The sequence below is a fragment of the Metallumcola ferriviriculae genome (assembly GCF_035573695.1).
GTDB lineage: Bacteria > Bacillota > JADQBR01 > JADQBR01 > JADQBR01 > Metallumcola > Metallumcola ferriviriculae.
On record NZ_CP121694.1, the window covers coordinates 1,483,420 to 1,507,049 of the forward strand.

Here is a 23,630-nt window from a genome sequence, read left to right on the forward strand (position 1 = left end):
AATCCGGGGACTGATTTCCCCGGATTTTTTTATGGGCAGCTAACTGTCGGTTGTGGTTGTTATTTGTTTTGATGATAGTAAGCATAGGTAAGGGGTTCTGCATCACCTAAATTTGCGCCATTGACCACCTGGCCTACAAAGATGGTATGGGTACCTACATCAATTTGGTGTTCAACTTGGCACTCAACCCAAGCGGTACACTCTGTAAGCAGAGGCGCACCGGTTTTTTCAGTGGTGTAGGACACATCAGAGAACTTATCAACCTTTTTCCCGGATTGGAAGCCAAAGTGCTTAACCGTGTCAATCTGGTTTTGGCCGAGGATATTAACCGCGAAGATGCCGCTTTCATTAATATATTCCCAGGTAAGATTGTTCTTATTAATGCCTATGGCTATTTTGGCCGGGTCATTGGTGATTTGAAAGGCAGTGTTTGCGGCTTGAGCATTGACCTTATCGCCTTTTTTTGAACTAATTACAAATAGGCCGTATGTAAATTTCCGAATAGCTGGTTTTGCATTAGTTTTTTCTTCAGCAGTCATCAACTCCTGCTCTGTTTCAACCTTAACCTCTTCAAACATTTCCGGGCCCACGCCGCATACCGGACAAACATCAGGCGGAGTTTCCCCTTCATGAATGTAATTACAAACAGTACAACGCCATTTTTTCAAAATAACTACCTCCTTGAGTGATTTTCCTAAACTACAATATATTATAAATAATATCATACATACAGGCTATAAGTGTGAGAAATACCACATTATGCTTGTGCGGCCACGCACTCTAACATTAGGTTACCTCAGATATAATAGAATTAACAAATTTCTTAAGGAGGTATTACCATGACTAAAGAAAAAACTGTTGCCTGTGCTAGTTGTGATATGTGTGGTCGTGAGGTACAATCAAATTTTACCTGTACGTTGATTTTGAACAAAGAGGATAATACCGAAGAAGCTTGCTGGTGCGTCTGCCCTGACTGCGCCTCCAGGTTTAAAAAGGACGTAAAAGACTTTTACGATGCCGTAATCGATGAAGAGAAATAACTGGCGTTAAAGACCTTCCCGCGGGAGGGTCATGCTTTTTTTGTTTTGTATAGATTGCCGGTTCGGGGTGATGCTAGAAGCAGACAGATCTAAAGGAGGCGATTCTATGTTACCGCGGATTGCGGTGCAGGATGCCAATGGCGATGTGGCCAGAGTATTGAAAGAGCATGGTTACCCGGTTGTAGACTTGATGATTAATCAGGATCCTGTGGACGTGGTGGTGATGCAGTACTGGTCCGGGTCTGAAGTTGAAGACGGCGTTGCACCGGGGGACAGCCCGATCATCATTAACAGTGTGGGACAGTCACCGGAACAGGTGTTACACAAAGTTGAACAAATGATTTAGGCAGCGATCGCTGCCTATTTTTTTTGGATATTTAGGGCTTGTAAATTCAGCGGCATGAGAAGCCTGCCTACAAAATGCGCCAAAGGCGATAAAGCTGGTTTATTGTTCTGCCCAATTAGATATTGCGTACTATTACATAGTGGACTAGTGACTTTTGTCACAGTCATAACTCCCAATTGTATTTATGATATAGGTGAGGGTTAACGAAACCAAAATAAAACATATTTCAAGGAGGTAGTTATTAATGTTTTGTTATCAGTGTTCACAGACACCCAAAGGTGGGTGCACCAAGGTTGGCGTTTGCGGGAAAAGTGAGGATTTGGCTAGTTTACAGGATACTATCATGATTGGTTTAAAAGGTGTAGCTGCGTATGCCTTCCACGCCCGTGAGTTAGGTTATACCGACCCAGAGGTGGATGCCATAACTCAGGAAGCTTTGTTCAGTACCTTGACCAACACAAACTTTAATGTAGATGACACTATTGGTATGGCGTTAAAGGTAGGTTCGGCCACTGTCAAGTCGATGGACCTTTTGGACCGGGCGCATACTGACCTACTGGGAATACCTGAGCCGGTGAAAGTAGCTCAAGATCGAGTTGAAGGTAAAAGTATTTTGGTCACTGGTCACGACCTATATGCATTGAAGGAACTATTAAAGCAGACAGAAGGTAAAGGTATTAACATTTATACTCACTCTGAAATGTTGCCGGCCCATGGTTATCCGGAGCTAAAAAAATACTCTCATCTGAAAGGTAACGTCGGCGGTTCCTGGGTGAAACAGCGGAAACTGTTTGAAGAGTTTCCTGGCGCCATTCTAGGTACTACTAACTGTGTTTTACCGGTACGGGAAAGCAGCAATTACGGTGGCCGCTTCTTTACGTATGGTATTGCCGGCTTGGAAGGGGTACAAAAGATCGAGAATGATGACTTCACGCCAGTAATCGAGCAGGCACTATCGCTGCCTGCTGTCAACGTAGAATCCGAGAAAAGTCTTATGACTGGCTTCCATCATGAGAATGTGCTGCCATTGGCAGGCAAGATTGTTGAAGCTGTGAAAGCTGGTAAGATTAGAAGATTCTTTGTCGTTGCCGGCTGCGATACACCGCTAAAGGGTCATGATTATTACCGAGAACTTGCACAAGCGATACCCAAGGACTGTGTAATTCTGACCACTTCCTGCGGTAAGTTCCGTTTTAACGACCTTGACTTTGGTGACATTGATGGCATTCCCCGTCTAATTGATTTAGGGCAGTGTAATAACTCCGGCTCTGCGGTGAAAATTGCCCTGGCTCTTGCTGATGCTTTTGACTGCGGTGTCAACGATCTGCCGCTGTCCATCGTACTTTCCTGGTTTGAGCAAAAGGCCGTGGCTATTCTCTTAGGATTATTTAGCCTTGGAGTTAAGAACGTTTACGTAGGGCCTAAAGCACCGGAATTCCTCACTGAAGGAGTAGTAAAAGTGCTGCAGGACAACTTCAATCTACAGCTCACCAGTGGCGATGCAAAAGCTGATTTGGAAAAAATGTTGGGCTAAACAAAATAATAATGCAATCGGAAAGAGAGCGGCTAAAAAGCAAAGCCGCTCTCTTTTTTCGTCTATGCCGGTCAGGAATACTGCCACACCCGCTGAACCCGGCTGTGCGTGAAGGCAGTATGCGCCAAGCCTTCATTAAATTTGGACCTGCTTAAGCCAAGGATTTTTACTTAGCCAATCTTTCTTCGAGACCAAAGTAATGTTCATGGCCGGTGTTCTGATGACATTCAGTACACGGTCGTTGCCGGGTGATAAGGTCTCCATGATCCACAGGCTCTTTGGGCAGGAGCGGTGCTTCAGGAAAATCCTTATTGCTGCCTAAATGGCACGAGATGCACTTGCTTTCATAAAAAATACCTTTCACAGGTATAGGGTCTTTTTGGGTATAATAGGCGACAAGATAGCTTAACCCTCGTGCTTTTGACTCGATGAAGCCTCCTGGCCGCTGGTACTCGTGACAGCCGAAACAGTGAACTTCCTGATGCGGGGACTGCTCCCAAGACTCTACAAACGGTTTAACTTCGTGGCAGCTTTTACAAAAATCGGTGGAGGATGTAGCCCCATAAGTTGCAAAAAATGCAGCTATGCCAAAAAGAAAAATAATGCCGAGATACCCCAATGCTTTTAATAAGAATTTGATCATGCACCAAAAGCTCCTTCAACGCGGCGTTTGCCATTAGTATAGACAGTATTCGACATATAATTCAGCGTTTTGACCGTGGCCAACAAACTTGTCTAGAGAATAATTCCAAAAAAACAAGATTTTCTTTTATATTGAATTACTTTGCATCTATGTCAAATACTTTGCAGTCTGCTTTATGCCAATCAGGGAAAATTAAGACTAGATAAAGCACAAAAATGGGAGGCAGTAAAGTGGCTAAAAGAAATTTAAAATTGATAATCCTGGTTTCGGGATTTTTACTTATCGCAGTGACAATTCTTGGTGTGGAATTTTCTTCGCAGCCGCGCTTTTGCTACAACTGCCATGAGATGGGCATGGTCTATGAAGCATGGCAGACCGGCTTTCATCAGGATATTTCATGCCTCAAATGCCACGCTGAACCCGGAATAGACGGCTTAATAAGGACTAAGGCAAAGGGATTACGGGAAGTATACGTACATTTTACTAACCCCCAGATCGAGCCGAAAGCCGAAGCGGATACCTGGGAATTTTCTCAAAGGTGCCTAGCCTGCCACGATATTAAAGGTAAGGGCGGCCCTCACAACGAAAAGCACTTCGCAATGGAATTCACCTGTGTCAGCTGCCATAAGGGTATTGGGCATGACCCAGATAAAAATGACAAATTGCCGTCTAGAGATATTTGCCAGAAGTGCCATGGGTAGAGAAAAATTGCGGGAAACTCCCCGTATTTTTTTTATTGACCGCGTCATGAGGTTAGGATTATTGGGAAATAACTTAGAAATGTAATTGATTTTGATAAAAAATAGGTGATCCCCGGCAGCTAAAGGCAACTACAGGGGATCACCTATTTTATTATCTGTTTTTAATAGTAGGTCTGTACATGTCTAAAACGCCAAGGACAACATGAGCTGCACCAAATCCAGCTATCCCGGCAGCAATTGGCCCGGAAAAGGCTGTCACGCCGACAGTGGTTACGGCAGCTCCTAAACCTGTAACTACCCAGCTTGTGGTATTACGAGTTTTCATGCGGTTAAGCACCTCCATTTAAATGACTTTTCTATAGTATTTGCATTTGGGGTAGTTAGGTTTCAAAATGTTTCTACCAAAAAAGGATTAATTCTCCGAAAGGGTTTATTCCAGGTTTAAAGTTTCCTGTAATTTTTTATATTTATCGGCAGTCATGTACGCCACATTCCTTGTTTTACTGAAAATTACAAGATAACTTCCTCGGGACCAAGGCTGAATTTCCACGACTTTATCGAGGTTAATGATATAACTTTTGTGTGATCGGAAGAATGTTTCCTGGCTCAAGCGTTGTTCGAGGTTTTCCAGAGTTTCATTAATGTATATTGCATTGCCATCGGTAGCATAGATTATAGTCTTCCTATTTTTGCGGCTAATAAAGACAATATCATTTGTTTCAAGAAAGATGAGGTTACGTTCGATTTTTAATGCAAGTTTATTTATAATCTTTTTTCTGATGGAATTTATAGGTTTATCAGATTTTTTAATTGCAACTGTGCTCAACCTGTTCACCTCCGTCAAAATTACCTTCAATGAAAAAAACTACCCGAAAGGATAGCCTCATTAGTCTGCACATCCTTCGGCAACTGGCTGCCATGCCCCTAAGGGTTTAGGCCCTATAGCTTTGCGCCCCCGCTTTTTAGCGAGTTTGCCATTATCGAGATAGATTTGTATTCTCTTACTTAGGTAAATTCCATTATTAGGTATATTTTTCCTGCAAGAAGATAGGTTTTATTTCCTACATTTAGAGTGATAAAGCCCTATTTTCTGCGGTTTATCCTAATAGTACCACCTTCATCGCCGCCCGACTTAGAACTTGCTCTTTTAATACTTTTAGATTCGGTGTATATATGTGAAGTTTTAGACAAGCAAATGGAGGTTTGGTACAAGGTTAGAAGCGGGCATTCCATGGTTATGATAAGCTTTATTTAGACCCCTAGTTTAACTCTCATCAAGGTATGGGTAAGGTGAACTTACTTAAAAAACTTTGGAGGGGGGTGAATTTAAATGTTTACCTATGGTATTTTAGGTACTTTGGCCGGTGCGGTTACAGCGACTGTTTTGGTTGTGGAATTTTTAAAAGGAATGGGACCGATAAGAAGTGTGCCAACACGCTGGATGGCCTTGGCAGTAGCATACTTGATTATTATTTCTACATCTATGGCCACGGGCCAGTTCAATCTACGGGATTTACTTCTTTATTTTCTAAACAGCTTGCTTGTAGCTGCTTCAGCATTAGGCAGCTGGGAGGTACTTAAAGGTAAACTTTTTGGCTGAAAAAGGGGTATCAATACCGGGTATCTAACCGGTGACAAAGGAGTGACAATTTCCTAAATGACAGAAGAATTAAATGATACTAATATTAAGTGACCCTGCGGCGGCGAGCTGCAGGGTCACTTGTAACTTGTCTAAAAGCCCTTTAAAGTTGCTATGTCCTTAACGGAGCGTATATCTAAACTTTCGATAGCTAACTCAGTCGTTGGATTTAATTGAGAAAAAATTTTGCTTCCAATCGGCATAAGTGTCAATATCCTGTAGTGCTTCTTCATATATAGTCGGCAGCGCCATCAGCTTCTACCAGAATGAAGGAAAAGTAGTTTTTCAGTACTTCGATCCAACTTGGCGGAACTCCGTGAAGTTAATCAGCGTGATTTTACTTATGGGAGGGGCATTGGCCAATGCACTATCATCTGCAGCCCAGGTTGAGCTAAACTTTTTGCCGCTTACTCCGGAAGCCATATGGAAACAAAAAGGGGGTAGCATGCAGTGATAGCTCATGATTTTGAATACTATAAGCCGGAATTCCTTGAAGAGGCCCTGGAAATATATCGTGTTTTGGAATCGGAGGGGAAAAAGCCGGTCTATTACGGCGGCGGTACGGAGATAATTACCATGGCCAGGGTAAATAATTTCTTTACTAAGGCTGTGATTGACATCAAGGGAATTCCCGAATGCAGAAAGATGGAATTTGAGGGAGATCAATTAGTAATCGGCGCAGGCGTAACCTTGACGGACATTGGCGAGTCCGGCTTATTCCCCATGCTGGGTGCTGCAGGAGGAAGGATTGCTGATCATTCGGTCCAGGGTAAAATTACCTTGGGGGGAAATATCGCCGGCACCATTATTTATCATGAAGCGATACTGCCACTGCTTCACGCTCTTCGTAACCAATTAGGCCTTACCGGACCAAAGCCAGGCTGTGAAAACGGGGATTGCGGTGCATGTACGGTGCTGGTTGATGGTTGGCCCATCAAGTCCTGTCTGATGCTGGCAGTAGAGGCGGTGGATCATGAGATAACTACTGTGGAAGGGTTACAAGGGGCCCTTGTCCAACAAGCTTTTGTAGACAATTGGGCGTTTCAATGCGGCTATTGTACCTCAGGATTTTTAATGGTATGTCACTCGTTAGCAACAATTCATCCCGATGCGGACGACCTAACTATCCAGGCCTGGCTGCAATCAAATCTCTGTAGGTGTACCGGTTATGAAGAAATAAAAAATGCAGTGAAAGCTGTATTGGCCGGGCAATCGAGCTAAAAAATAAAAGAATTTCATGCCATTCGCACTTAATAGGAAACTATCCATAACCTAAATTTACAACTTACAAAAAAGGCCAGCGGTTTGCCCGTTGGCCTGATAGTTTTCACTGTGGTTTTATACCTGTACTATCAAGTAATCTCCGGTTTTCATCTTTATCACATCTGCCTTAATTCCTTTGGCAATTTCCAGAGTCATATTTTTTTGTTCCTCTTCATTTTGGGCTAACAGGGTCAGCTGCTTACCGCCTAACACCCGTTCTTTATTTAAAGTGATTATAGCCAAAATTTCTGCCTTAGGTTTTCCTATATTTTCGCTCACGGATTATTCCCTCCCTGCCAGATTGGTATCCATTACATGTGGTGTTTTCCGAATGGCTTCCAATAATGGAGTGTTCTTAACCGTTCGAATCATGCGTTCAATTTCGCCCTCAATAGGCACTATCATGATGACCAGGCGGCCCTTTTGATAATCTTTACGGGTAAAACTATATCTTTTTACCCCCAGGGATCGGGCGGCATCAAAAAGTATGGCCTGCCTTTGGCCGAAATTGTCCAGCATGATGCGGAAACGCTCTTCCCGAGGGTAGATGATTACTGCCAGCCCTTCTTCGGAAACCAATTGCTGCCCCCGCTCGAGACCGACAAGATTGGTAACGTAGATATCATCAACATATAACTCATCGTTCTTCATGGTTATCTTTGCTTCTTTAACGTCAGCTATATCACCTACCGTTTTACCCTTGGAAAGCCGGTGAAGCAGGTAGAGCACTGTCAGTCCCACTGCGATGCCAATACCCATGTCTAATACCAACCATAACTTGTTAAAAAATTGCATTGTCAGACTGGTGCTGAAGGATACCAGCAGGGCGACGTAGTTTCGGGCCTCAAATGTTTTAGAAATACCGTCAATGTATGCTGCTCCCCGCTTTGTGAACTCAGTCTGCTCCAAGTTTGCCAGGCTTGTCGCTTCCATTTTTCTTACTTCCCGAAACTGCTGGATTGCCAAAGCGAGAAAAGTCACAGCGACGAAGTTCTTTGTTACCAAAGCAGGAATAGCAACTGCACCTAAAGCAGCTGCAATAAATCCTATTACAAGGTGAATTAGATATCCGTTGGGGTAGCTGGGGTACTGCCGATAATCCTCTTTTAGAGTGATTGTCCGGGCAAATGTACCGATTACAGTACCGGTAATGATCATTAATATTTGGTGAGAGGTGATTAAACCTTGATTCACTAAGCGCGCCTCCTGGATTAATTCTAGTGTGGCCTCACCAAATATTATCCACAGTATTGGGTTTTCTAATTCTAAATGGGATAGAAATCTTTTTGTTGTCGTTCTAAAGTAGAGGGGAGCATTAAGGAGTAGCCCTGTTACCAACCATTTAATAATAAACAACAAAAAGGGCTTCAACATTTGTTGAAACCCGTAAGCTATTGGCTTGCCAAACACCGCGTTATAGATACGTAATATTGTCCGGCACTAGACCTTTTTACGAGCGAGACTACCCAAAATTATTACATGCGCGGCAGCACCGCCGCCTAATATTGGTATCAGTTTACCGAAAGATTCGGGTGCCGCAACAGCCGCACCAAAAATAACTGCCGCCCAAATTATCGCGCTGCCCGTAAGAGCTGTTTTCATTTTTATACCCCCCCTAAATATACTAATCACTATCGACATTTCTTTTTTCCCACCGCCGGTAAAGAAGGAACAAGACATACAATGTCACGCTGCTGCAAATTAAAGCTATAACAAATGTAAGAACCCCTTCTACAAACGATACCACTGTTCCCTGGAAAATCTGTACTGCTAAGATTGAGCCTGCCATCATCAATGGCACCGCCCAAAACTTGTAGCGGCTGCTACCAAAGGGATTAACTCCCTGCAGAACCTCGCCAAAAGCAACATAAAACGAAGCAGCGATCCAGATAATAAAATAGTCACCATAGTCACTGAATTCCTGGTTAAGATAAAACTGCCGGTAAAGGGTAACAACCAGGAAACCCCATAGCATAATATAAAATGCCCTGGAACTAATTTTCCTTTTGGTTTCCACAATACGCTCGTCAAATTGCCTTTTCAAAATTTATGCCCCCTAAATTACGAATTCAAACTAATATCTGTCAGTAGTCATGCCTGGATAAACTAATCTTCCCAAAACAGATCGTTGAGTGTTTTAGACAGTGCTTTACAAATCGAGATACATAAATTGAGGGTAGGATTGTATTTCCCCGACTCAATCAGACCTATTGTTTGTCTTGATACTCCAACTATTTTTGCCAACTCTTCTTGGGACAGGTCTTTTTCCACTCGAGCCATTTTCATTTTAATGTTCTTCATATTGCTCACATCCAGTATATGATTTAATCATCCCAATCTTCCCAGCTTTTTTTACTGGCCTTTCGAGCTACGGCATCGGTTATTACCATAAAGGCGATAAAAAAGGGGCAATAGATCATTAAAGATGCGAAAAAGGTTTCATCCACTATCGTAGACCTGTTAAAAATCGTCACCCATATCACCCCAAAAGAGTTTTTTTCTTATAGTCATTATAATATATATGCGACTAAATGTAAACTATATATTGCATTTTGCAGTTTATAATTTACTATGTCAGTTTATGGTAAGAATTTTATTGATTAACAGTGGCAGGAGGGGAGAGGGCATAACTTTGGCAACTACATTCAGGGCGGGGTGTATAAAGGCAGCCTAACTCATATAAGAGAAATGGACTACTAGGAGTCCAAGATGGCAATAAAAAAGGTTTGGGCAGCTTTTCTTAATCTGCACAAACCTCAAATCTTAAAAGTTGGGAGACAGGAAGTAATTAAAACTATTTTTTATTTAGTTTTACCGCAGTACCGTAAACAAGTATTTCCGCCGCCCCCTGCATTACGTTGGATGTGGTGAAACGAATATTAATAACTGCATCAGCGCCTAGTTTTTCCGCTTCCGCCACCATTTTGGCGGTAGAAATTTTCCGTGATTCGTTGATCATTTCACTGTACTCCTTCAACTCACCGCCAACAAGTTGTCTAAACATAGCCAATAGATCTTTTCCCACGTGTTTTGCTCTAATGGTGCTTCCTTTAACTAAATCTAATACTTCAGTTACTTCGTAGCTCGGTACATAATCAATATTTGTTAAGATCATCTTTTTCCGCCTCCTTATCTTTAATCCTCTCTCTAATTAATAAAATTAACAGCAGCCCACCGCTTATTATGGCCGTAACCACCGATACTCCAACAACAAAGGGAATTAATGGCGGGGATAAAAATGCCATAACCATAATGCTGAAAAAATATAAAACTATGCATAAAACTAAAATCCAACTAAGCAATTTAATCATTTAAATACTCCCTTTTTTTAGCAGGTACTTTTGCTTTTTTGGCAAACTAGTAAGAAGTCAATCATTATTCATACAATTAAAACCATATAATGTTGATATAATTATATCATATGGTTTTTAAAAAGGGGCAAAGAACTCGCTATGTAAATTACTTAATTTTATTGTTTGAGTAATGGAAATATGTTTTACCAAGATGGAGGTTAATTATGTTAAAGGTTACGCGGTTGACAAAAACATTTAAAAAGACAACGGCTGTGGACAACATAAGTTTTACTTTAAATGATGGGGACATTGTCGGGTTACTTGGGCCAAACGGCGCAGGAAAGAGTACTACCATAAAAACTATTGCCGGACTGCTGCGTAAGAATACTGGTGAGATCACCATAGCGGGTCATAAAAATACTCTGTTAGAAGCAAAAAAACATTTTACTTACGTACCCGAGGTCCCGGAACTGTACGATATGCTGACAGTAAGAGAACATTTGCAGTTTATCGCTTATGCTTACGATGTACCTGACTGGAAGGAGAAGGTGGAAGGTCTTTTTGCAAGATACGATCTTTTAGACAAACAGGAAAAGCTGGCAAAGGAGCTTTCCAAAGGGATGAAACAAAAGGTATCTATCTGTTCAGGGCTGCTTCCGAATCCTGATCTGTATCTTTTTGATGAGCCGATGATAGGTCTAGATCCCAAAGCTATTCGAGAAACTAAGCGGATTTTTCAGGAGCTAAGCGCTCAGGGAAAAACCATTTTCATCAGCACACATCTGTTAGATAGTATTGAAAACCTATGTCACCGCGTGTTGGTGATGAAAAATGGGCGGATTATAGCCGATGGCGATAGAGCTGCCCTAAAGGCCCAGTTGGGAGACGGCAGTAAAGATTATACCCTGGAAGAGTTATTCTTAGAGGTGACCGGGGATGAATGATTATAAGTTATTAGTAAAAAAAGATGTGTGGACAATAAAAAATCATATCCTCGACATTAAAGGTAACCCCAAACGATTGGTTCCATATTTGTTGGGGCTTTTTTGGGTTGCCTCATTGGTGTTATCTGCATTCATGCGTTTAAAGCAGGGACCAACGAAAATCCAGGCCACTATTGGTCCGGAAATTATTGGGGCAGTCTTTACCGCGCTGGCCACGGCATTACTCTTGTATAATTTGTATCGTGGAACTCAGGAAGCGGCCACATTCTTTTCGTTGGGTGATGTGCACTTCCTCTTCCCGGCACCTGTATCATCAAAGAAAATTCTTCTTTACAATATGATAAAGCAGAGTTTGCAGTATTTTTTTCTGTACGGTATCGTTATTTTGGCCTTTACGCCATCTATATTACAGATAGCCACTATAAACTTTCAATATGTGTATTTAATGTATCTGGGCTATATCACAATCGTTCTCATGCTTTGGCCCTTGAATTTTTTGATATTTGCTGCCGGTACGAAATATAGAATTCTGGGAATGCTGCAGTTTGCGGTTTATCTTTTCATAGCCGTCTTTCTTCTCTACATCGGCGGCAGTATTATTTTTGCGGGAAATATTGTGCAGGGTTTTTTGAAAGGATTAAATGCTTCATTCATTAACTATCTTCCCATAATTGGCTGGGGGAAGACCGCATTCATGACTGCCATATCAGGGTATAACCCATTTAGTATCACGGCCGCAATAATGCAATTAGCACTTTTATCAATAGTAATCTTTTTTTCCTACTGGCTGGCCGATGACTATTATGAGGATGTCTTGGGAGCAACGGAAAAAAGAGCCCAGCGCAAAAGGCAGAAGCAGGGACTAGAAAAGAAACAGTTCACCATGTTTCATCGTAAAGGAAAGGTATCTGTTCAAAAGATAGGCACCGGTCCGTGGGCTCTGTTATGGAGAGCCCGGGTGGAATATAGCCGTACCGACTTGCATCCGTATTTTAGTTTATTGACAGTAGCTGCTCTGGCTGTGGGACTTATAGTGGGTTATTTTATCAGTCAATCCGCGGAGAAAGCAATTCCGGTCTACGTAGTTAACGGAGTAGCCGCCTACATAATCTTTATCTTTACCGCAAGCCAAAGTAGGTTTGACCAGTGGAGCAAACCATATATCTACCTAATACCGGGGAGCCCTTTGCAAAAGATTATTGCGGTAAATATGCTGGATATTATCCGTATGACTATCAATATATTTGTACTAAATGCTGCTGTTTTTGTTTGGTTAAAAACTTCACCTTTAATTATGGCTGTGATGATTTTGTTTGTGATTAGCTTTTATGTGCTTAATTTAAGTGCAAGTTTTATTATGCGGGTGATCTTCCCCGATGCGGTGGATCATAAGAATTTATTTCCTTTATTCCTAATGCTGCAAATTCTTTTATTGCTATTCCCCGGATTAATTGGCGGAGCTGTGCTGGCGTTTGTCTTTCGTACACCCTTAGCATTCTTTCAAGGTGTTGTGCTGACAAACCTTGTTACTATTACTATATTACTAGTTATAGGCAATAAAGCTTTTGCATATCTGGAGTGGAGGTAATACCTTAGGAGTGAAGGGTTTATTGGCCCTTAACCAACCTTGGATAATAACATGAAGAAGAGGGGTTAAAATTTGAAATCTATCATACTTGGCATATTAGCCTCTTCATTTTTTGCTATGACATTTATTTTAAACAGGGCGATGGACCTTTCAGGGGGCAGTTGGGTCTGGAGTGCGGTGTTGAGATTCGTATTTATGGTGCCGTTCCTCTTAGTGATAGTAGGCTTACGGGGAGATTTAAAGGGACTCTTATCGGAGCTAAGCGCAAAACCTTTGACCTGGTTAACATGGAGTTCCGTTGGCTTCGGGTTATTTTATGCCCCTATCTGTTTCGCTGCAGCTTACGGACCTTCCTGGCTGGTGGCGAGTATGTGGCAAATAACAATTGTCGCCGGGTCTTTACTGGTTCCATTTTTTAGTGATGTAATTGAAACACCAGAAGGAACAAAAACCGTTAGACAAAGAATACCGGTAAAAGGGCTATTTATTTCGTTGATAATATTAGTCGGTATTGCTGTAATGCAGATTGAGCAGGCAAAGCACTTATCTACAACGGAAGTTGTCATTGGCATCGTTCCGGTAATTTTTGCGGCATTTGCTTATCCGTTGGGTAATCGTAAGATGAGGGCGGTTTGCGAAGGACGTTTAGACACATATCAAAGGGTCTTAGGAATGACGCTGGCAAGTTTACCATTTTGGCTGATTCTTTCTGTCTATGGCTTAGCCTCTGCAGGTTCACCTAGCTTTTCACAGACTGTGCAGGCTTTAATCGTGGCGGTCAGCTCAGGGGTAATCGCAACACTATTATTTTTCTATGCTACAGACATTACCAAGGGAGACGTTCATAAACTTGCCGCTGTGGAGGCTACCCAATCAGGCGAAGTGATATTTGCATTAATGGGAGAAATATTTTTACTGCGCGGCAAAATGCCGTCAATTATGTCTGTGGCAGGAATGAGCTTAGTGATAATCGGAATGGTTTTGCACAGCTTTGCTTCGCAGTCTAAAAGTATTGATATAAATGGGGGGATAGTTGGTGATTAAACGGTCTGACGATTTGCAGCAATTTTTTAAGGAAAAATTGCCAATGCTTTGGGAATATACCTTTGACAGCATCATTGTAGTGGATCGCTCATTAAAAATTAGATACATTAATCCGGAGGCGGACAGGATGCTGAAACAACTTGAAGAAGAGACTGATACCCTAAAACCATTTGAGGCGCTGACGAACCATCTCGATGTGAATGAAGTGCTGGATCAACAACGGCCGAAATTTAACATTAGCATCTCTTTTGAAGGAAAATTTTTTACCAGCAATGTCATACCGGTTGATGAGAATCTTTGCCTTGCAATAATAAAAGATTTGACAAAAGTCAAAGAAGCCGAAGAAAAAATTGAAGCCATAGAAGAAACGAATAAAGAATTGAATGATATTATTGATCTTAGTGCTGATGGGCTGGTCAGCATCGATGGGAATGGTATACTCCTTCGGATGAACGAGGCTTATGAGAAGATAGTTAATATTCGAGCAAAGGATTTTCTTGGAAAGCCGGCAATTTTGCTGAAAGAAAAGGGTGTTTTACCGGATTTGGTGAGCACCCATGTATTAAAGGACTTAAAGCCAAAAGACCTTTATTTAACTATCCGGGGAAAGGAAGTATTGCTAACCGGAAGACCGGTATTTAATAGCGGTGGCAAACTTATCCGGATAGTGGCAAATATCAGGGACTTGACAGAGCTGAATAATCTCAAAGAACAAATCCAACGGTTTTATAAGTTGACCAGCCGGTATAAGACAGAATTGGAGAGGTTAAGAGCAAAAGAGCTTGAAGGAGACCTAATAGGCAGCAGCGTTAAAATGAAAAAAGTAGTGGAGTTAGTAGTACAAGTTGCCGAAGTAGGCTCTACGGTGTTGATATATGGTGAAACGGGTACCGGTAAGGAGATTACCGCTAGAATGGTACACCGAAACAGCCGGCGTAAAGAAGGCCCCTTTATAACGGTCAATTGCGGTGCACTTACTACATCATTATTAGAGTCCGAGCTGTTTGGTTATGTAGCCGGGGCATTTACGGGAGCGGATAAAAATGGCAAGATGGGGCTTTTTGAAGCTGCTGAAGGGGGTACGTTGTTTTTAGATGAAATTGGTGAAATGCCAATGGAGATGCAGGTGAAGTTATTAAGGGCAATACAGGAGAAAAAAATACGGCGCATTGGCGGTAACAAAGAAATATCAGTCAATGTGCGTCTGGTTGCTGCTACGAATAAAGATTTAAAGAGTATGGTTGAGAAAGGGGAATTCAGAGAGGATTTGTTTTACAGGTTAAATGTACTTAAAATATCTCTTCCTCCTCTTAGAGTGCGTAAAGAAGATATTCCGGATCTAGTTGACTATTTTCTCGAAAGGTTTAATCGGAAATATGGATTTCAACAAGTGCTGCCAAAAGGTATGATAGCTAGATTAGTGTCTTTTGATTGGCCGGGAAATGTAAGGCAGTTGGAAAATACCATTGAAAGGCTTGTTGTCTTAAGCCGCGGTCTAAATTTAGATCATGAACTACTTAACGATATTATCGATCCCGGGGAACAGATCATTATGGACAATAAACCACTGAAAGAGATTTTGGAATACACCGAACGAGAAATTATTTTTAAAGCATATAAGAAATATGGGAGCACAAGAAAGGCGGCGCGAAAGCTGGGTATCAGCCAGGCAACGGTTTCCCGGAAATTACAGAAGTACAAGCACGATGAACTAAACTGATGCAGAAAGGTAACACTGCTGTTACAGTAATGCATCAGTTTGATTAAGCGCCTTGTTGACAGGAAAAGACTCCTATACTAAGCCGCAAGTGATACAGAAATGTATCGCTTGCGGCTTAGTTTTATTGGTCAACAAAGGCTAGAATCCCTTGTGTAGTGCGATAATTCAGAAAAGTGCGAATTGGTATAACGCTTGCATAATAAATTAGGAAAATTCGTTTTATTGATACCATTATAATGTTTTCGATCTTAATAGCCAGGTTTTTATGCCAATCTATTGATGAAGATGATGTTTTATCGTGACGGAGAACGGCTGTGTGTTGATCTCAAGTGTACCTCGGCAACTATTCGAAGTTCACGGATAATTGCAAATCGAGGCGACTGAATTTTTAAAAAATTTAGGATGGTGGAGAAATGGGCGCAATTAGCAAAAGAATCTTGTTGGAAAATGTTCCGGATTATATTCAGGAGGGGGACCGGGTGTGGACCGGTGGTTGGACTGTTGTACGTAAACCCATGGCCATGGTTTATGAAATCATCAAAAGGGAAAAAAGGAACCTGCACATGGTGGCTAATCCCGGCGGACCCGAAATTGATTTAATGACCGGGTGCGGGTGTGTTACTAAAACAGAAAGCAACTACATTGGTAATGAGGTCTTCGGCCATCCTTATAATTTCCGGCGTCGGTTGGAGGACTCGCGGTACAAGGGAGAGTTCTTCCATGATGACTGGACGGTGACCACCGGTGCTCTGAGAATTATGGCCGGGGCCATGGGCATTCCCTTTATCCCCACTAAATGTCTTAAGGGAACAGATATCATCAATCCCGAAATGGATGGGTTTCATACTCTCAGGGGCAAAGATGCAAAAGTTCCTAAAAAGAAAGCAGTCTTGATGGAGGACCCCTTTTGGGAAGGGGAGACAGTGGTTTTAATTCCTGCTCTGCGGCCCGATGTTTGTCTCATCCATGCTCAAGAGGTAGGTGAGGACGGAACGGTCCGCATCAGCGGCGGGGCCTTCCTTGACTATTACGCTGCTGTAGCTGCCAAGATAACAATTGTCTCAGCTGAAAGGATTGTTCCTATTGAGGAAATGGAGCAAACTGCCGAGGCCAATACTATTCCGGGTGAGGTGGTAGATGGTATTTTGGAAGTTCCCTATGGTGCTCATCCCACGGCTTTACAGGGCTTTTATGATAATGACCCGTGGTGGTTTAAAGAATATATGGAAGCTTCCAAAGATACTGAAAAAATGGATACGTGGGTCCGAAAATGGATTTATGAAGTGAAGAGTTTTGAAGAGTATCTACTAAAGGTAGGGATGAAAAGAATACAGAAACTTCGAGCTGATACGGTTTTAGGCTACAATCCCGATATTAAGAGACGGCTCGATAAGTTAGAGGAGGTGAAATAAGTGGTCGTGGAAAAAAGGACCGAGGAAGCTGCCTATAACGCCCCACGTCCATATAGTCAACTAGAAATGATGGTAATAGCCTCCAGCAGACTGCTGCAGGATCGTGAGAGAGTATTAGTGGGAACAGGCCTTCCGTTGGTGGGGGCAGGTCTCGCCAAGAACATCCACGCCAAGGATATGGTGGTGATTATGGAGGCTGTTGCTTTTGACAGTGATCCCCAAGCATTGCCGTTTTGTGTGGCCGACCCTAGGGCGGTGTACAAAACAAGGTGGGTACCGACGGCGATAGAGGTTATGGGGCAGTTCCTCCAGAGTGGCAAAATCGATGTTGGTTTTTTGGGCGGTGCACAGGTTGATAAGTACGGAAATATTAATTCTACAATTATCGGCAATTATCATAATCCTCGAAAGCGTTTTGAAGGATCGGGCGGTGCAAGTGATATAGCTGGCCTGTCCAAAAGAACTATTATTATCATGGTTCATGAGCCAAAAAGGTTTGTGGAAGAGGTTGATTACATTACCAGCACAGGTTGGAAATGCCGTTCTTTTGACGGAAATTTGCTGGTAGACAGGGATGAACTGGGCCTTGGTGGAGGACCTGATGCGGTGGTATCTACGATGGGAGTTATGAAGTTTGATAAATCAAGTAAAGAGATGTATGTACAGTACTACTATGCCCACCTGGGTGTTACTGTTGAAAAGATCCAACAAGCCACGAGTTTTGACATAGATATCTCGCGGGCAAAACCCATGGATCCGCCTACCTCAATTGAACTTGAGGTTTTAAGAAAGAAGGTTGACCCAGAAGGGATTTACATGAAATATTAACAATGCTTTTGAGCAAGGGGGTGAATGCTTATCATTGAAAAGTTTATAGGGGCATTTGAACAGGGGGATAAAGTGGCTTTAGGCAGGTTGCTTAAAGAAGTAGAAAACCAGACCCCATTAGGTTACGAAATGCTGAAGCAGACCATTTCCAGGGAAGGAAATTCCCATATTGTGGGGATTACCGGTCCCCCGGGCGCTGGGAAGAGCACCATTATTACGAAACTGTGTCAAGTGTTATCCAAACGGGGATTAAATGTGGGAGTGGTATGTATTGATCCCAGCAGCCCTTTTAATGGAGGAGCTCTGCTGGGTGATAGAGTCAGAATGCAGGACGCGGCAAAGCTTCCGCAGGTTTTTATTAAAAGCCTAGCTACTAGAGGAAATCTTGGAGGTCTGGCTGTCTCTACCGCTGATATCGTTCAAGTGCTTGATGCATTTGGCAAAGATTTAATCATTGTCGAAACAGTAGGCGTCGGACAGGTCGAATTTGATGTCTTGGATATCGCGGATACGGTAGTGCTTGTCACTGTTCCAGGTTTAGGTGATGCTATTCAGACATATAAAGCCGGTATCATGGAGATAGCAGATTTATATGTGGTAAATCAGGCCGACAGAGGCGGCGCAGATGAAACTGCCAGAGACCTACGGATGATGGTTGAGGAAAGCGGCAAAAAAGATTGGCAGCCACCCGTGATAAAAACGGTGGCAATTAATAGGCAGGGAATAGAAAAATTGTCGGAGGAAATTCAGCGGCACAGGAGTTATTTACTGCAGGCGCAGTTATGGCAGAAAAAGCGTAGAGAACGTAATGCCAAAAAACTTACTAGAATGCTCGAAGCGTTATTCAATGTCAAAGCCGCCCAATACATCGAAAGTCATCGGGAAGTGGAACAGTTGGTAGAGCGGGTCAGAGAAGGTAACCATGACCCATATTCTGCCGCTATTGAAATATTGGAAAATATGCTCAAAAGCTAATATGAAATAAGAGTAGGGGGTTTAACATGGCAAATTCAGAAAAAAAGCTGTTTGACCAAGAAATGCTTCAAAGAATTGAAGCTGAGAAAGTCCGCTGGAACAAAGAAACTCTAAAGGGAAAAGCGGGAGAGGAAAATTATTATACCGAATCCGGTATACCCATTGATATTTTATATACACCGGCACACCTCAAGGAGTTAGATTATTTCCAAGACCTTGGCTTTCCCGGTGAGGCACCATACGTACGTGGTGTATACCCGAATATGTACCGTGGACGTTTGTTTACGGTCCGCCAGCTTTCAGGTTTTGGCGCTCCTGAAGATTGCAACATACGCATTAAGTTTCTGCTCGATAACGGTGCAACTGGTGTTAATATAGTCTTTGATTTGCCCACAGTTCGAGGCTACAATTCTGATGATCCTGAGGCTGAAGGTAATGTCGGCGCCTGCGGCGTGGCGATAGATTCCCTGGAGGACATGGAAGCGCTGTTTGAAGGGGTGCCTATTGATGAGATTTCTTCGTCGGTGGTTACCCATATGCCCAGTACTACGGTGGTGCTGATGGCAATGTACACAGTTATGGCAGAAAAGCGCGGCATACCTCTGGAAAAACTATCTGGGACAAACCAAAACGATTTTTTGATGGAAACCACTATTGGCAGTGCCCCAGAAATATTACCTCCTAAGGCATCATTTAGGCTGCAATGTGATGCCATTGAATACGCCAGCAAAAATCTTCCCCGATGGAATCCTGTCAGTTATAACGGTTATAACTTACGAGAAGCAGGTACCAGCGCAGTTCAGGAAGTGGCCATTGCCATTGCAAATGCTATAGCGACAGCAGAAGAATTAATTAGGAGAGGGAATAAAATTGATGACTTTGCAAAAAGAATGTCTTTCTTCTGGGATTTATGCAATGACTTCTTTGAGGAAATTGCCAAATGCAGGGCTTCGAGGATTGTATTTCAGGAAGTAATGCGCGATAGGTTTAATGCTAAGGATATCAAATCCCAATTGATGCGTTTCCATGTTCAAACGGCCGGCATCACTTTAACCGCTGTGGAACCACTTAATAATATTGCCCGCTCGGCAATTCAGGGATTGGCGGCAATCCTTGGAGGATCGCAATCCCTGCACATTGATTCCTTTGATGAAGCATATTCCGCGCCAACTGAAGAAGCTGCTTTGGTTTCATTGCGAACTCAACAGATTTTACAGACTGAAACAAATGTGGTAAATACTGTAGATCCACTGGCTGGTTCATACTATGTGGAAACTCTAACCCAGGAAATGGCGAAACTAATCCGCGAATACGTTGCGACAATTGAAGCCAAGGGAGGCTTGGTTGCTGTAACTGAGAACGGCTGGCTGCACAGGGAGATTTCTGACTTTGCATATAAGCAGCAGAAAAAGATTGAAAGCGGCGAACATAAAATAGTCGGGGTCAACTATTTCCCAATGGAGCACAAAGAAACTGACATTGATGTTTTTAGGTATCCTGAGACAGAAGGAAGACAAAAGGAGAAACTGGCTCAATTGCGCCAAAAAAGAGATCAGGGAAAATTGGATAAAGCCCTGGGTATTTTAAGAGATAAATGTCATTCGGATGAAAATATCATGCCATATGTCAAGGATGCAGTAGAAGCATTGGCTACGTTGGGTGAAATTGAAGAGATCTTCCGTGAAGAATTTGGCCTCTGGCAATTTCCGTTGGCCTAAACGATAAGAATGGGGGAGAAGAGAGCATGGAAAAGAGAATAAAAGTTGTCATGGCAAAACTTGGGTTGGATATCCACTGGCGTGGTGCCGTTGTAGTTTCCAGAATGCTAAGGGATGAGGGGATGGAAGTTGTCTACTTGGGCAATCAGTTTCCTGAACAGATTGTGGAGGCAGCATCCCAGGAAGGCGCCGATGTAGTGGGCTTAAGTACTTTGGGCGGCAATCACAGTATTCTGGGACCAAAAGTTGTAAGGCTGCTCAAGGAAAAGGGATTAGATGATGTATTAGTTCTCATGGGGGGAGTTATTCCTCCGGATGATATTCCTAAACTCAAAGAAGCTGGCGTTGCAGAGGTTTTTGGCCCGGAAAGCAGAATTGATACAATTTCTACATTTATAAGAAGCAAGGTTATATAGTAAAATGGGCTGTGTCTAAGCGCACTTGCAACCCCATGCCAAAAGAGGAGTGAGGAAGACTATGAAAATGGACGGGAAAGTGGTATTAATTACTGGCGGCGCCAAGGGCATCGGTAAAAAAACGGCGGAAAAGTTCTTAAAAGAAGGAGCCAAGGTGGTCATTGCGGATTTTGATGCAGCTGCAGGAGCGGCAGCTTTGGAGGAATTTGGAGCAGGTGAAGATGTCAAGTTTATTCAGGTTGATGTTACGACTACTCAGCATGTTGAAGCAATGGTTAAGTTCACTAAAGACGCATATGGTAAAGTGGACGTACTGATCAACAACGCTGGAATAACCATTGACGGCTTTCTCACAAAAATGGAAGATAGTTTCTGGGAGAAGGTCATTGCCGTTAATCTAACCGGGGTTTTTAAATGCACCAGAGCAATTGCTCCGCTAATGATTGAGCAGGGGTCGGGAGTGATACTTAATGCTTCCTCGGTAGTAGGATTGTACGGTAATGTAGGACAGACCAATTACTCAGCCACTAAAGCCGGCGTAATCGGCCTTACTAAAAGTTGGGCGAAAGAATTAGGCCCAAAGGGGATAAGGGTGAATGCGGTAGCGCCGGGTTTTATTGTAACAGATATGACCGCTAAAGTGCCGCAAAAGGTACTTGATTTAATGGAAAATAAAACACCTCTCAGGAAACTTGGTCGGCCGGAAGACATTGCATCGGCATATTTATTCCTTGGGTCCGATGATGCCAGTTTCATAAACGGGGCGGTGCTTAGTGTTGACGGAGGATTGGTAATGGGCTGAAGTAAGAGCAAGCTTGATATGAATAAAGAGAGGCTATTCTGGGGTGCGAAACCAACAAAGTTCCGAAGTTTTCATTAGTGAAAATTTCGGAACTTTTGATAATATGAATTGGGGCCAAGGAGGAGCCTTATTAACAGTGATAGTGGTGGTAGAAAGATAGGTAAAATGATAATATATTAATTAAGATTAAATATAGAAACTGGGGGAGAAGACATGCTAGAAAAATATACTTTAGGAAAGACGGGGTTGGAGGTTACGGAATTTTGCTTAGGCGTACTGCCTGTGGGGTCGTAGCTTGAAGTTTAATTAGTTTTATATTTTTACGCGATGCGTAGGACTTTAAGGTTTTCACCGCACATGACTATAAATCGAATTCATATAAGTCTAATTGCAAACTCAGGGCACACGGGACTGCAATAACCGCGGAGTAAGCATTTATCCCGATCAACTTCCGCTTTGCCTTCCCGTTAACACTGATGTTTAGAAAATAATGGAAGGAATATGGTGTTGGTTGGTGAATATTTTGAAGTGTAGTAATAGTAGTAAATGTTTTGGGTACTGTTATACCGGTCATCGGTTGGTTTATAATTTTACCGTTGGGTGATCTCTTGGTCCTGATTTTGGCAATTATCGGAATAATTAATGCCGCCAAAGGTGAAACAAAAGCACTTCCCCTTTTAGGTAATATCACAATTCTAAAGTAAGTAAAGGACCCGAGGATTATCCTCGGGTCTTAATATATCTATGGATAGCGTAATTGTAAACCTGGTCCACGTTGATGGCGGTCTTTTAGCTTATGTAATTTGCCTGTCTAGTATATTTCCATCTGCACTCAGTATGGTGAGTTCTCAAATAAACGTTTTCTCAGTTTTGCTTGACAAGAACTTAGTAACTGTTTATTATTAAACAGTGTTAAATAAATTAAACAGTGTTAAGCTAGGCTTTAAACTAAATAGGGCTTAATCATAACTATGAAAAAGGGGCACTTTTTTATGGCTTTCGGGCTGACTGCTCATCGAAGATGGTGGAGGACAGTTTCGATACTGTAGCAAGTATAAGAGTCAAATAGGGAGGATGTTTATCTTGGGTAAAGAACGTCAATTACGCCAAAGGGAAGCAACAAAAAATGAAATTTTGGATGCAGCACGGGAAATAGTTTTTAAAGAAGGTTTTCAGGGACTGTCAGTACGTAAGATCACTAATCAACTAGACTACTCTCCCGCCATTATCTATCATTATTTTAAAAACAAGAACGAGATAATTGAAACATTGGTAAGCGAGGGATATAAACGAATATTTGCTGCCGTAAGTTCAATTACAAGAAACGAGGATGAACCTGAAAAAGAGATTAGGGAGGCATTTACAAATTTATTAAAAGCAGCCCTAGACTCCTCGGAAGAATATAAAGCTGTTATGCTTAATGATGATGCCGCCGTACTGCAGAAGACAGCCCTTCTGAAACCAGGGGTCCCGGAAAAGAGCCCAACTTTGAAGATGTTATGCGAAAACCTTCGAAGGGGCATAGGCCAAGGCCGTTATTCGTGTTATGACCCTGAACTTACGGCACAGGTGCTTTGGACTGCTATATTCGGTTTAATCATAAAAGTAATAATTGAGAAAGACGTTTCCCAAGAACAAATAAATCGGCTGTTAGACCATCATTTTACTGTATTGTTTAACGGGATTTTAAAAAGATAAGAAATTTGGTTTTAAGTATTTTAATT

30 protein-coding genes and 1 riboswitch are annotated in these 23,630 nt (G+C 42.3%); of the genes, 18 read left to right on the top strand and 12 right to left on the bottom strand.

Annotated features, from left to right (window positions below; all coding sequences use genetic code 11):
• Window positions 1-59: 59 nt before the first annotated feature.
• The gene (locus MFMK1_RS07370; protein WP_366924475.1) at window positions 60-668 is read right to left on the bottom strand and encodes a flavin reductase; all 609 of its coding nucleotides are present in this window, start codon (window positions 666-668) and stop codon (window positions 60-62) included.
• 171 nt (window positions 669-839) lie between these two features.
• Here MFMK1_RS07370 and MFMK1_RS07375 point away from each other — a divergent pair, with 171 nt between their 5' ends.
• The 3 genes from MFMK1_RS07375 (at window position 840) to hcp (ending at window position 2,920) form a co-directional block, all read left to right on the top strand.
• Window positions 840-1,040, top strand: coding sequence for a hypothetical protein (locus tag MFMK1_RS07375; RefSeq protein WP_366924476.1), 201 nt, complete (start codon window positions 840-842; stop codon window positions 1,038-1,040).
• A gap of 106 nt (window positions 1,041-1,146) precedes the next feature.
• Entirely contained in the window at window positions 1,147-1,386 is a 240-nt protein-coding gene (locus MFMK1_RS07380; RefSeq protein WP_366924477.1) for a YkuS family protein, read from the top strand.
• Window positions 1,387-1,630: 244 nt separating this feature from the next.
• Window positions 1,631-2,920, top strand: a complete 1,290-nt coding sequence (hcp, locus tag MFMK1_RS07385; RefSeq protein WP_366924478.1) for a hydroxylamine reductase — start codon at window positions 1,631-1,633, stop codon at window positions 2,918-2,920.
• A gap of 166 nt (window positions 2,921-3,086) precedes the next feature.
• On the opposite strand, the gene MFMK1_RS07390 is transcribed toward hcp, so the two are convergent.
• Window positions 3,087-3,563, bottom strand: a complete 477-nt coding sequence (locus MFMK1_RS07390; RefSeq protein WP_366924479.1) for a NapC/NirT family cytochrome c — start codon at window positions 3,561-3,563, stop codon at window positions 3,087-3,089.
• Window positions 3,564-3,793: 230 nt separating this feature from the next.
• On the opposite strand from MFMK1_RS07390, the gene MFMK1_RS07395 reads away from it, so the two are divergent.
• Entirely contained in the window at window positions 3,794-4,264 is a 471-nt protein-coding gene (locus MFMK1_RS07395) for a cytochrome c3 family protein (protein WP_366924480.1), read from the top strand.
• A gap of 151 nt (window positions 4,265-4,415) precedes the next feature.
• Here MFMK1_RS07395 and MFMK1_RS07400 read toward each other — a convergent pair whose 3' ends face one another.
• A complete protein-coding gene (locus MFMK1_RS07400) occupies window positions 4,416-4,589 on the bottom strand; it encodes a hypothetical protein (protein WP_366924481.1) in 174 nt (57 codons plus the stop codon).
• Window positions 4,590-4,694: 105 nt separating this feature from the next.
• Entirely contained in the window at window positions 4,695-5,090 is a 396-nt protein-coding gene (locus tag MFMK1_RS07405) for a LytR/AlgR family response regulator transcription factor (protein ID WP_366924482.1), read from the bottom strand.
• Window positions 5,091-5,165: 75 nt separating this feature from the next.
• A riboswitch (cyclic di-GMP riboswitch) is annotated at window positions 5,166-5,250 on the bottom strand.
• 344 nt (window positions 5,251-5,594) lie between these two features.
• Here MFMK1_RS07405 and MFMK1_RS07410 point away from each other — a divergent pair.
• From MFMK1_RS07410 to MFMK1_RS18470, 3 genes are all read left to right on the top strand, one after another.
• On the top strand, window positions 5,595-5,864 hold the full coding sequence (locus MFMK1_RS07410; protein WP_366924483.1) for a hypothetical protein: 270 nt from the start codon (window positions 5,595-5,597) through the stop codon (window positions 5,862-5,864).
• Window positions 5,865-6,219: 355 nt separating this feature from the next.
• The gene (locus tag MFMK1_RS07415) at window positions 6,220-6,357 is read left to right on the top strand and encodes a hypothetical protein (RefSeq protein WP_366924484.1); all 138 of its coding nucleotides are present in this window, start codon (window positions 6,220-6,222) and stop codon (window positions 6,355-6,357) included.
• Window positions 6,354-7,124: a 2Fe-2S iron-sulfur cluster-binding protein gene (locus MFMK1_RS18470; RefSeq protein WP_428846292.1), complete on the top strand. Its 771-nt coding sequence runs from the start codon at window positions 6,354-6,356 to the stop codon at window positions 7,122-7,124. The genes MFMK1_RS07415 and MFMK1_RS18470 overlap by 4 nt, the downstream gene beginning before the upstream one ends.
• A 117-nt stretch (window positions 7,125-7,241) precedes the next feature.
• Here the strand turns inward: MFMK1_RS18470 and MFMK1_RS07430 are convergent, their stop codons facing one another.
• From MFMK1_RS07430 to MFMK1_RS07465, 8 genes are all read right to left on the bottom strand, one after another.
• Window positions 7,242-7,445 carry a capping complex subunit for YIEGIA gene (locus tag MFMK1_RS07430; protein WP_366924485.1) on the bottom strand — a complete coding sequence of 68 codons (204 nt, stop codon included), beginning with the start codon at window positions 7,443-7,445 and terminating at the stop codon, window positions 7,242-7,244.
• Window positions 7,446-7,448: 3 nt separating this feature from the next.
• On the bottom strand, window positions 7,449-8,360 hold the full coding sequence (locus MFMK1_RS07435) for a YIEGIA family protein (protein ID WP_366924486.1): 912 nt from the start codon (window positions 8,358-8,360) through the stop codon (window positions 7,449-7,451).
• Between the two features lie 246 nt (window positions 8,361-8,606).
• Entirely contained in the window at window positions 8,607-8,768 is a 162-nt protein-coding gene (locus MFMK1_RS07440; RefSeq protein ID WP_366924487.1) for a hypothetical protein, read from the bottom strand.
• A 22-nt stretch (window positions 8,769-8,790) separates the two neighbouring features.
• A complete protein-coding gene (locus MFMK1_RS07445) occupies window positions 8,791-9,210 on the bottom strand; it encodes a DUF6773 family protein (RefSeq protein ID WP_366924488.1) in 420 nt (139 codons plus the stop codon).
• Window positions 9,211-9,272: 62 nt separating this feature from the next.
• Window positions 9,273-9,467, bottom strand: a complete 195-nt coding sequence (locus MFMK1_RS07450; RefSeq protein WP_366924489.1) for a helix-turn-helix transcriptional regulator — start codon at window positions 9,465-9,467, stop codon at window positions 9,273-9,275.
• Between the two features lie 23 nt (window positions 9,468-9,490).
• A complete protein-coding gene (locus MFMK1_RS07455; protein ID WP_366924490.1) occupies window positions 9,491-9,640 on the bottom strand; it encodes a hypothetical protein in 150 nt (49 codons plus the stop codon).
• Window positions 9,641-9,960: 320 nt separating this feature from the next.
• Window positions 9,961-10,281: a YbjQ family protein gene (locus MFMK1_RS07460; protein ID WP_366924491.1), complete on the bottom strand. Its 321-nt coding sequence runs from the start codon at window positions 10,279-10,281 to the stop codon at window positions 9,961-9,963.
• The gene (locus tag MFMK1_RS07465) at window positions 10,262-10,477 is read right to left on the bottom strand and encodes a hypothetical protein (RefSeq protein ID WP_366924492.1); all 216 of its coding nucleotides are present in this window, start codon (window positions 10,475-10,477) and stop codon (window positions 10,262-10,264) included. Before MFMK1_RS07465 ends, MFMK1_RS07460 begins: the two co-directional genes overlap by 20 nt.
• A gap of 206 nt (window positions 10,478-10,683) precedes the next feature.
• Between MFMK1_RS07465 and MFMK1_RS07470 the strand changes: the two genes are divergently transcribed.
• The 11 genes from MFMK1_RS07470 to MFMK1_RS07520 all read left to right on the top strand — a co-directional run bounded on the left by MFMK1_RS07470 (window position 10,684) and on the right by MFMK1_RS07520 (window position 23,604).
• Window positions 10,684-11,403 (top strand): ABC transporter ATP-binding protein, encoded by a 720-nt coding sequence (locus tag MFMK1_RS07470; RefSeq protein ID WP_366924493.1) that lies wholly within the window; start codon window positions 10,684-10,686, stop codon window positions 11,401-11,403.
• On the top strand, window positions 11,396-12,991 hold the full coding sequence (locus tag MFMK1_RS07475) for a putative ABC exporter domain-containing protein (protein ID WP_366924494.1): 1,596 nt from the start codon (window positions 11,396-11,398) through the stop codon (window positions 12,989-12,991). Before MFMK1_RS07470 ends, MFMK1_RS07475 begins: the two co-directional genes overlap by 8 nt.
• A 72-nt stretch (window positions 12,992-13,063) precedes the next feature.
• The gene (locus tag MFMK1_RS07480) at window positions 13,064-14,035 is read left to right on the top strand and encodes a DMT family transporter (RefSeq protein WP_366924495.1); all 972 of its coding nucleotides are present in this window, start codon (window positions 13,064-13,066) and stop codon (window positions 14,033-14,035) included.
• On the top strand, window positions 14,028-15,755 hold the full coding sequence (locus tag MFMK1_RS07485; RefSeq protein ID WP_366924496.1) for a sigma-54 interaction domain-containing protein: 1,728 nt from the start codon (window positions 14,028-14,030) through the stop codon (window positions 15,753-15,755). Before MFMK1_RS07480 ends, MFMK1_RS07485 begins: the two co-directional genes overlap by 8 nt.
• A gap of 413 nt (window positions 15,756-16,168) precedes the next feature.
• Window positions 16,169-17,167, top strand: a complete 999-nt coding sequence (locus MFMK1_RS07490; protein ID WP_366924497.1) for a CoA transferase subunit A — start codon at window positions 16,169-16,171, stop codon at window positions 17,165-17,167.
• Complete coding sequence (locus tag MFMK1_RS07495; protein WP_366924498.1) at window positions 17,168-17,995, top strand: CoA-transferase subunit beta; 828 nt, start codon at window positions 17,168-17,170, stop codon at window positions 17,993-17,995.
• Between the two features lie 24 nt (window positions 17,996-18,019).
• Window positions 18,020-18,970 (top strand): methylmalonyl Co-A mutase-associated GTPase MeaB, encoded by a 951-nt coding sequence (gene meaB, locus MFMK1_RS07500; protein WP_366924499.1) that lies wholly within the window; start codon window positions 18,020-18,022, stop codon window positions 18,968-18,970.
• Between the two features lie 26 nt (window positions 18,971-18,996).
• Window positions 18,997-20,688, top strand: a complete 1,692-nt coding sequence (locus tag MFMK1_RS07505) for an acyl-CoA mutase large subunit family protein (RefSeq protein WP_366924500.1) — start codon at window positions 18,997-18,999, stop codon at window positions 20,686-20,688.
• Between the two features lie 26 nt (window positions 20,689-20,714).
• On the top strand, window positions 20,715-21,104 hold the full coding sequence (locus MFMK1_RS07510; protein WP_366924501.1) for a cobalamin B12-binding domain-containing protein: 390 nt from the start codon (window positions 20,715-20,717) through the stop codon (window positions 21,102-21,104).
• A gap of 61 nt (window positions 21,105-21,165) precedes the next feature.
• Complete coding sequence (fabG, locus tag MFMK1_RS07515; RefSeq protein WP_366924502.1) at window positions 21,166-21,906, top strand: 3-oxoacyl-ACP reductase FabG; 741 nt, start codon at window positions 21,166-21,168, stop codon at window positions 21,904-21,906.
• A 1,083-nt stretch (window positions 21,907-22,989) separates the two neighbouring features.
• The gene (locus tag MFMK1_RS07520) at window positions 22,990-23,604 is read left to right on the top strand and encodes a TetR/AcrR family transcriptional regulator (protein WP_366924503.1); all 615 of its coding nucleotides are present in this window, start codon (window positions 22,990-22,992) and stop codon (window positions 23,602-23,604) included.
• Window positions 23,605-23,630: the final 26 nt, after the last annotated feature.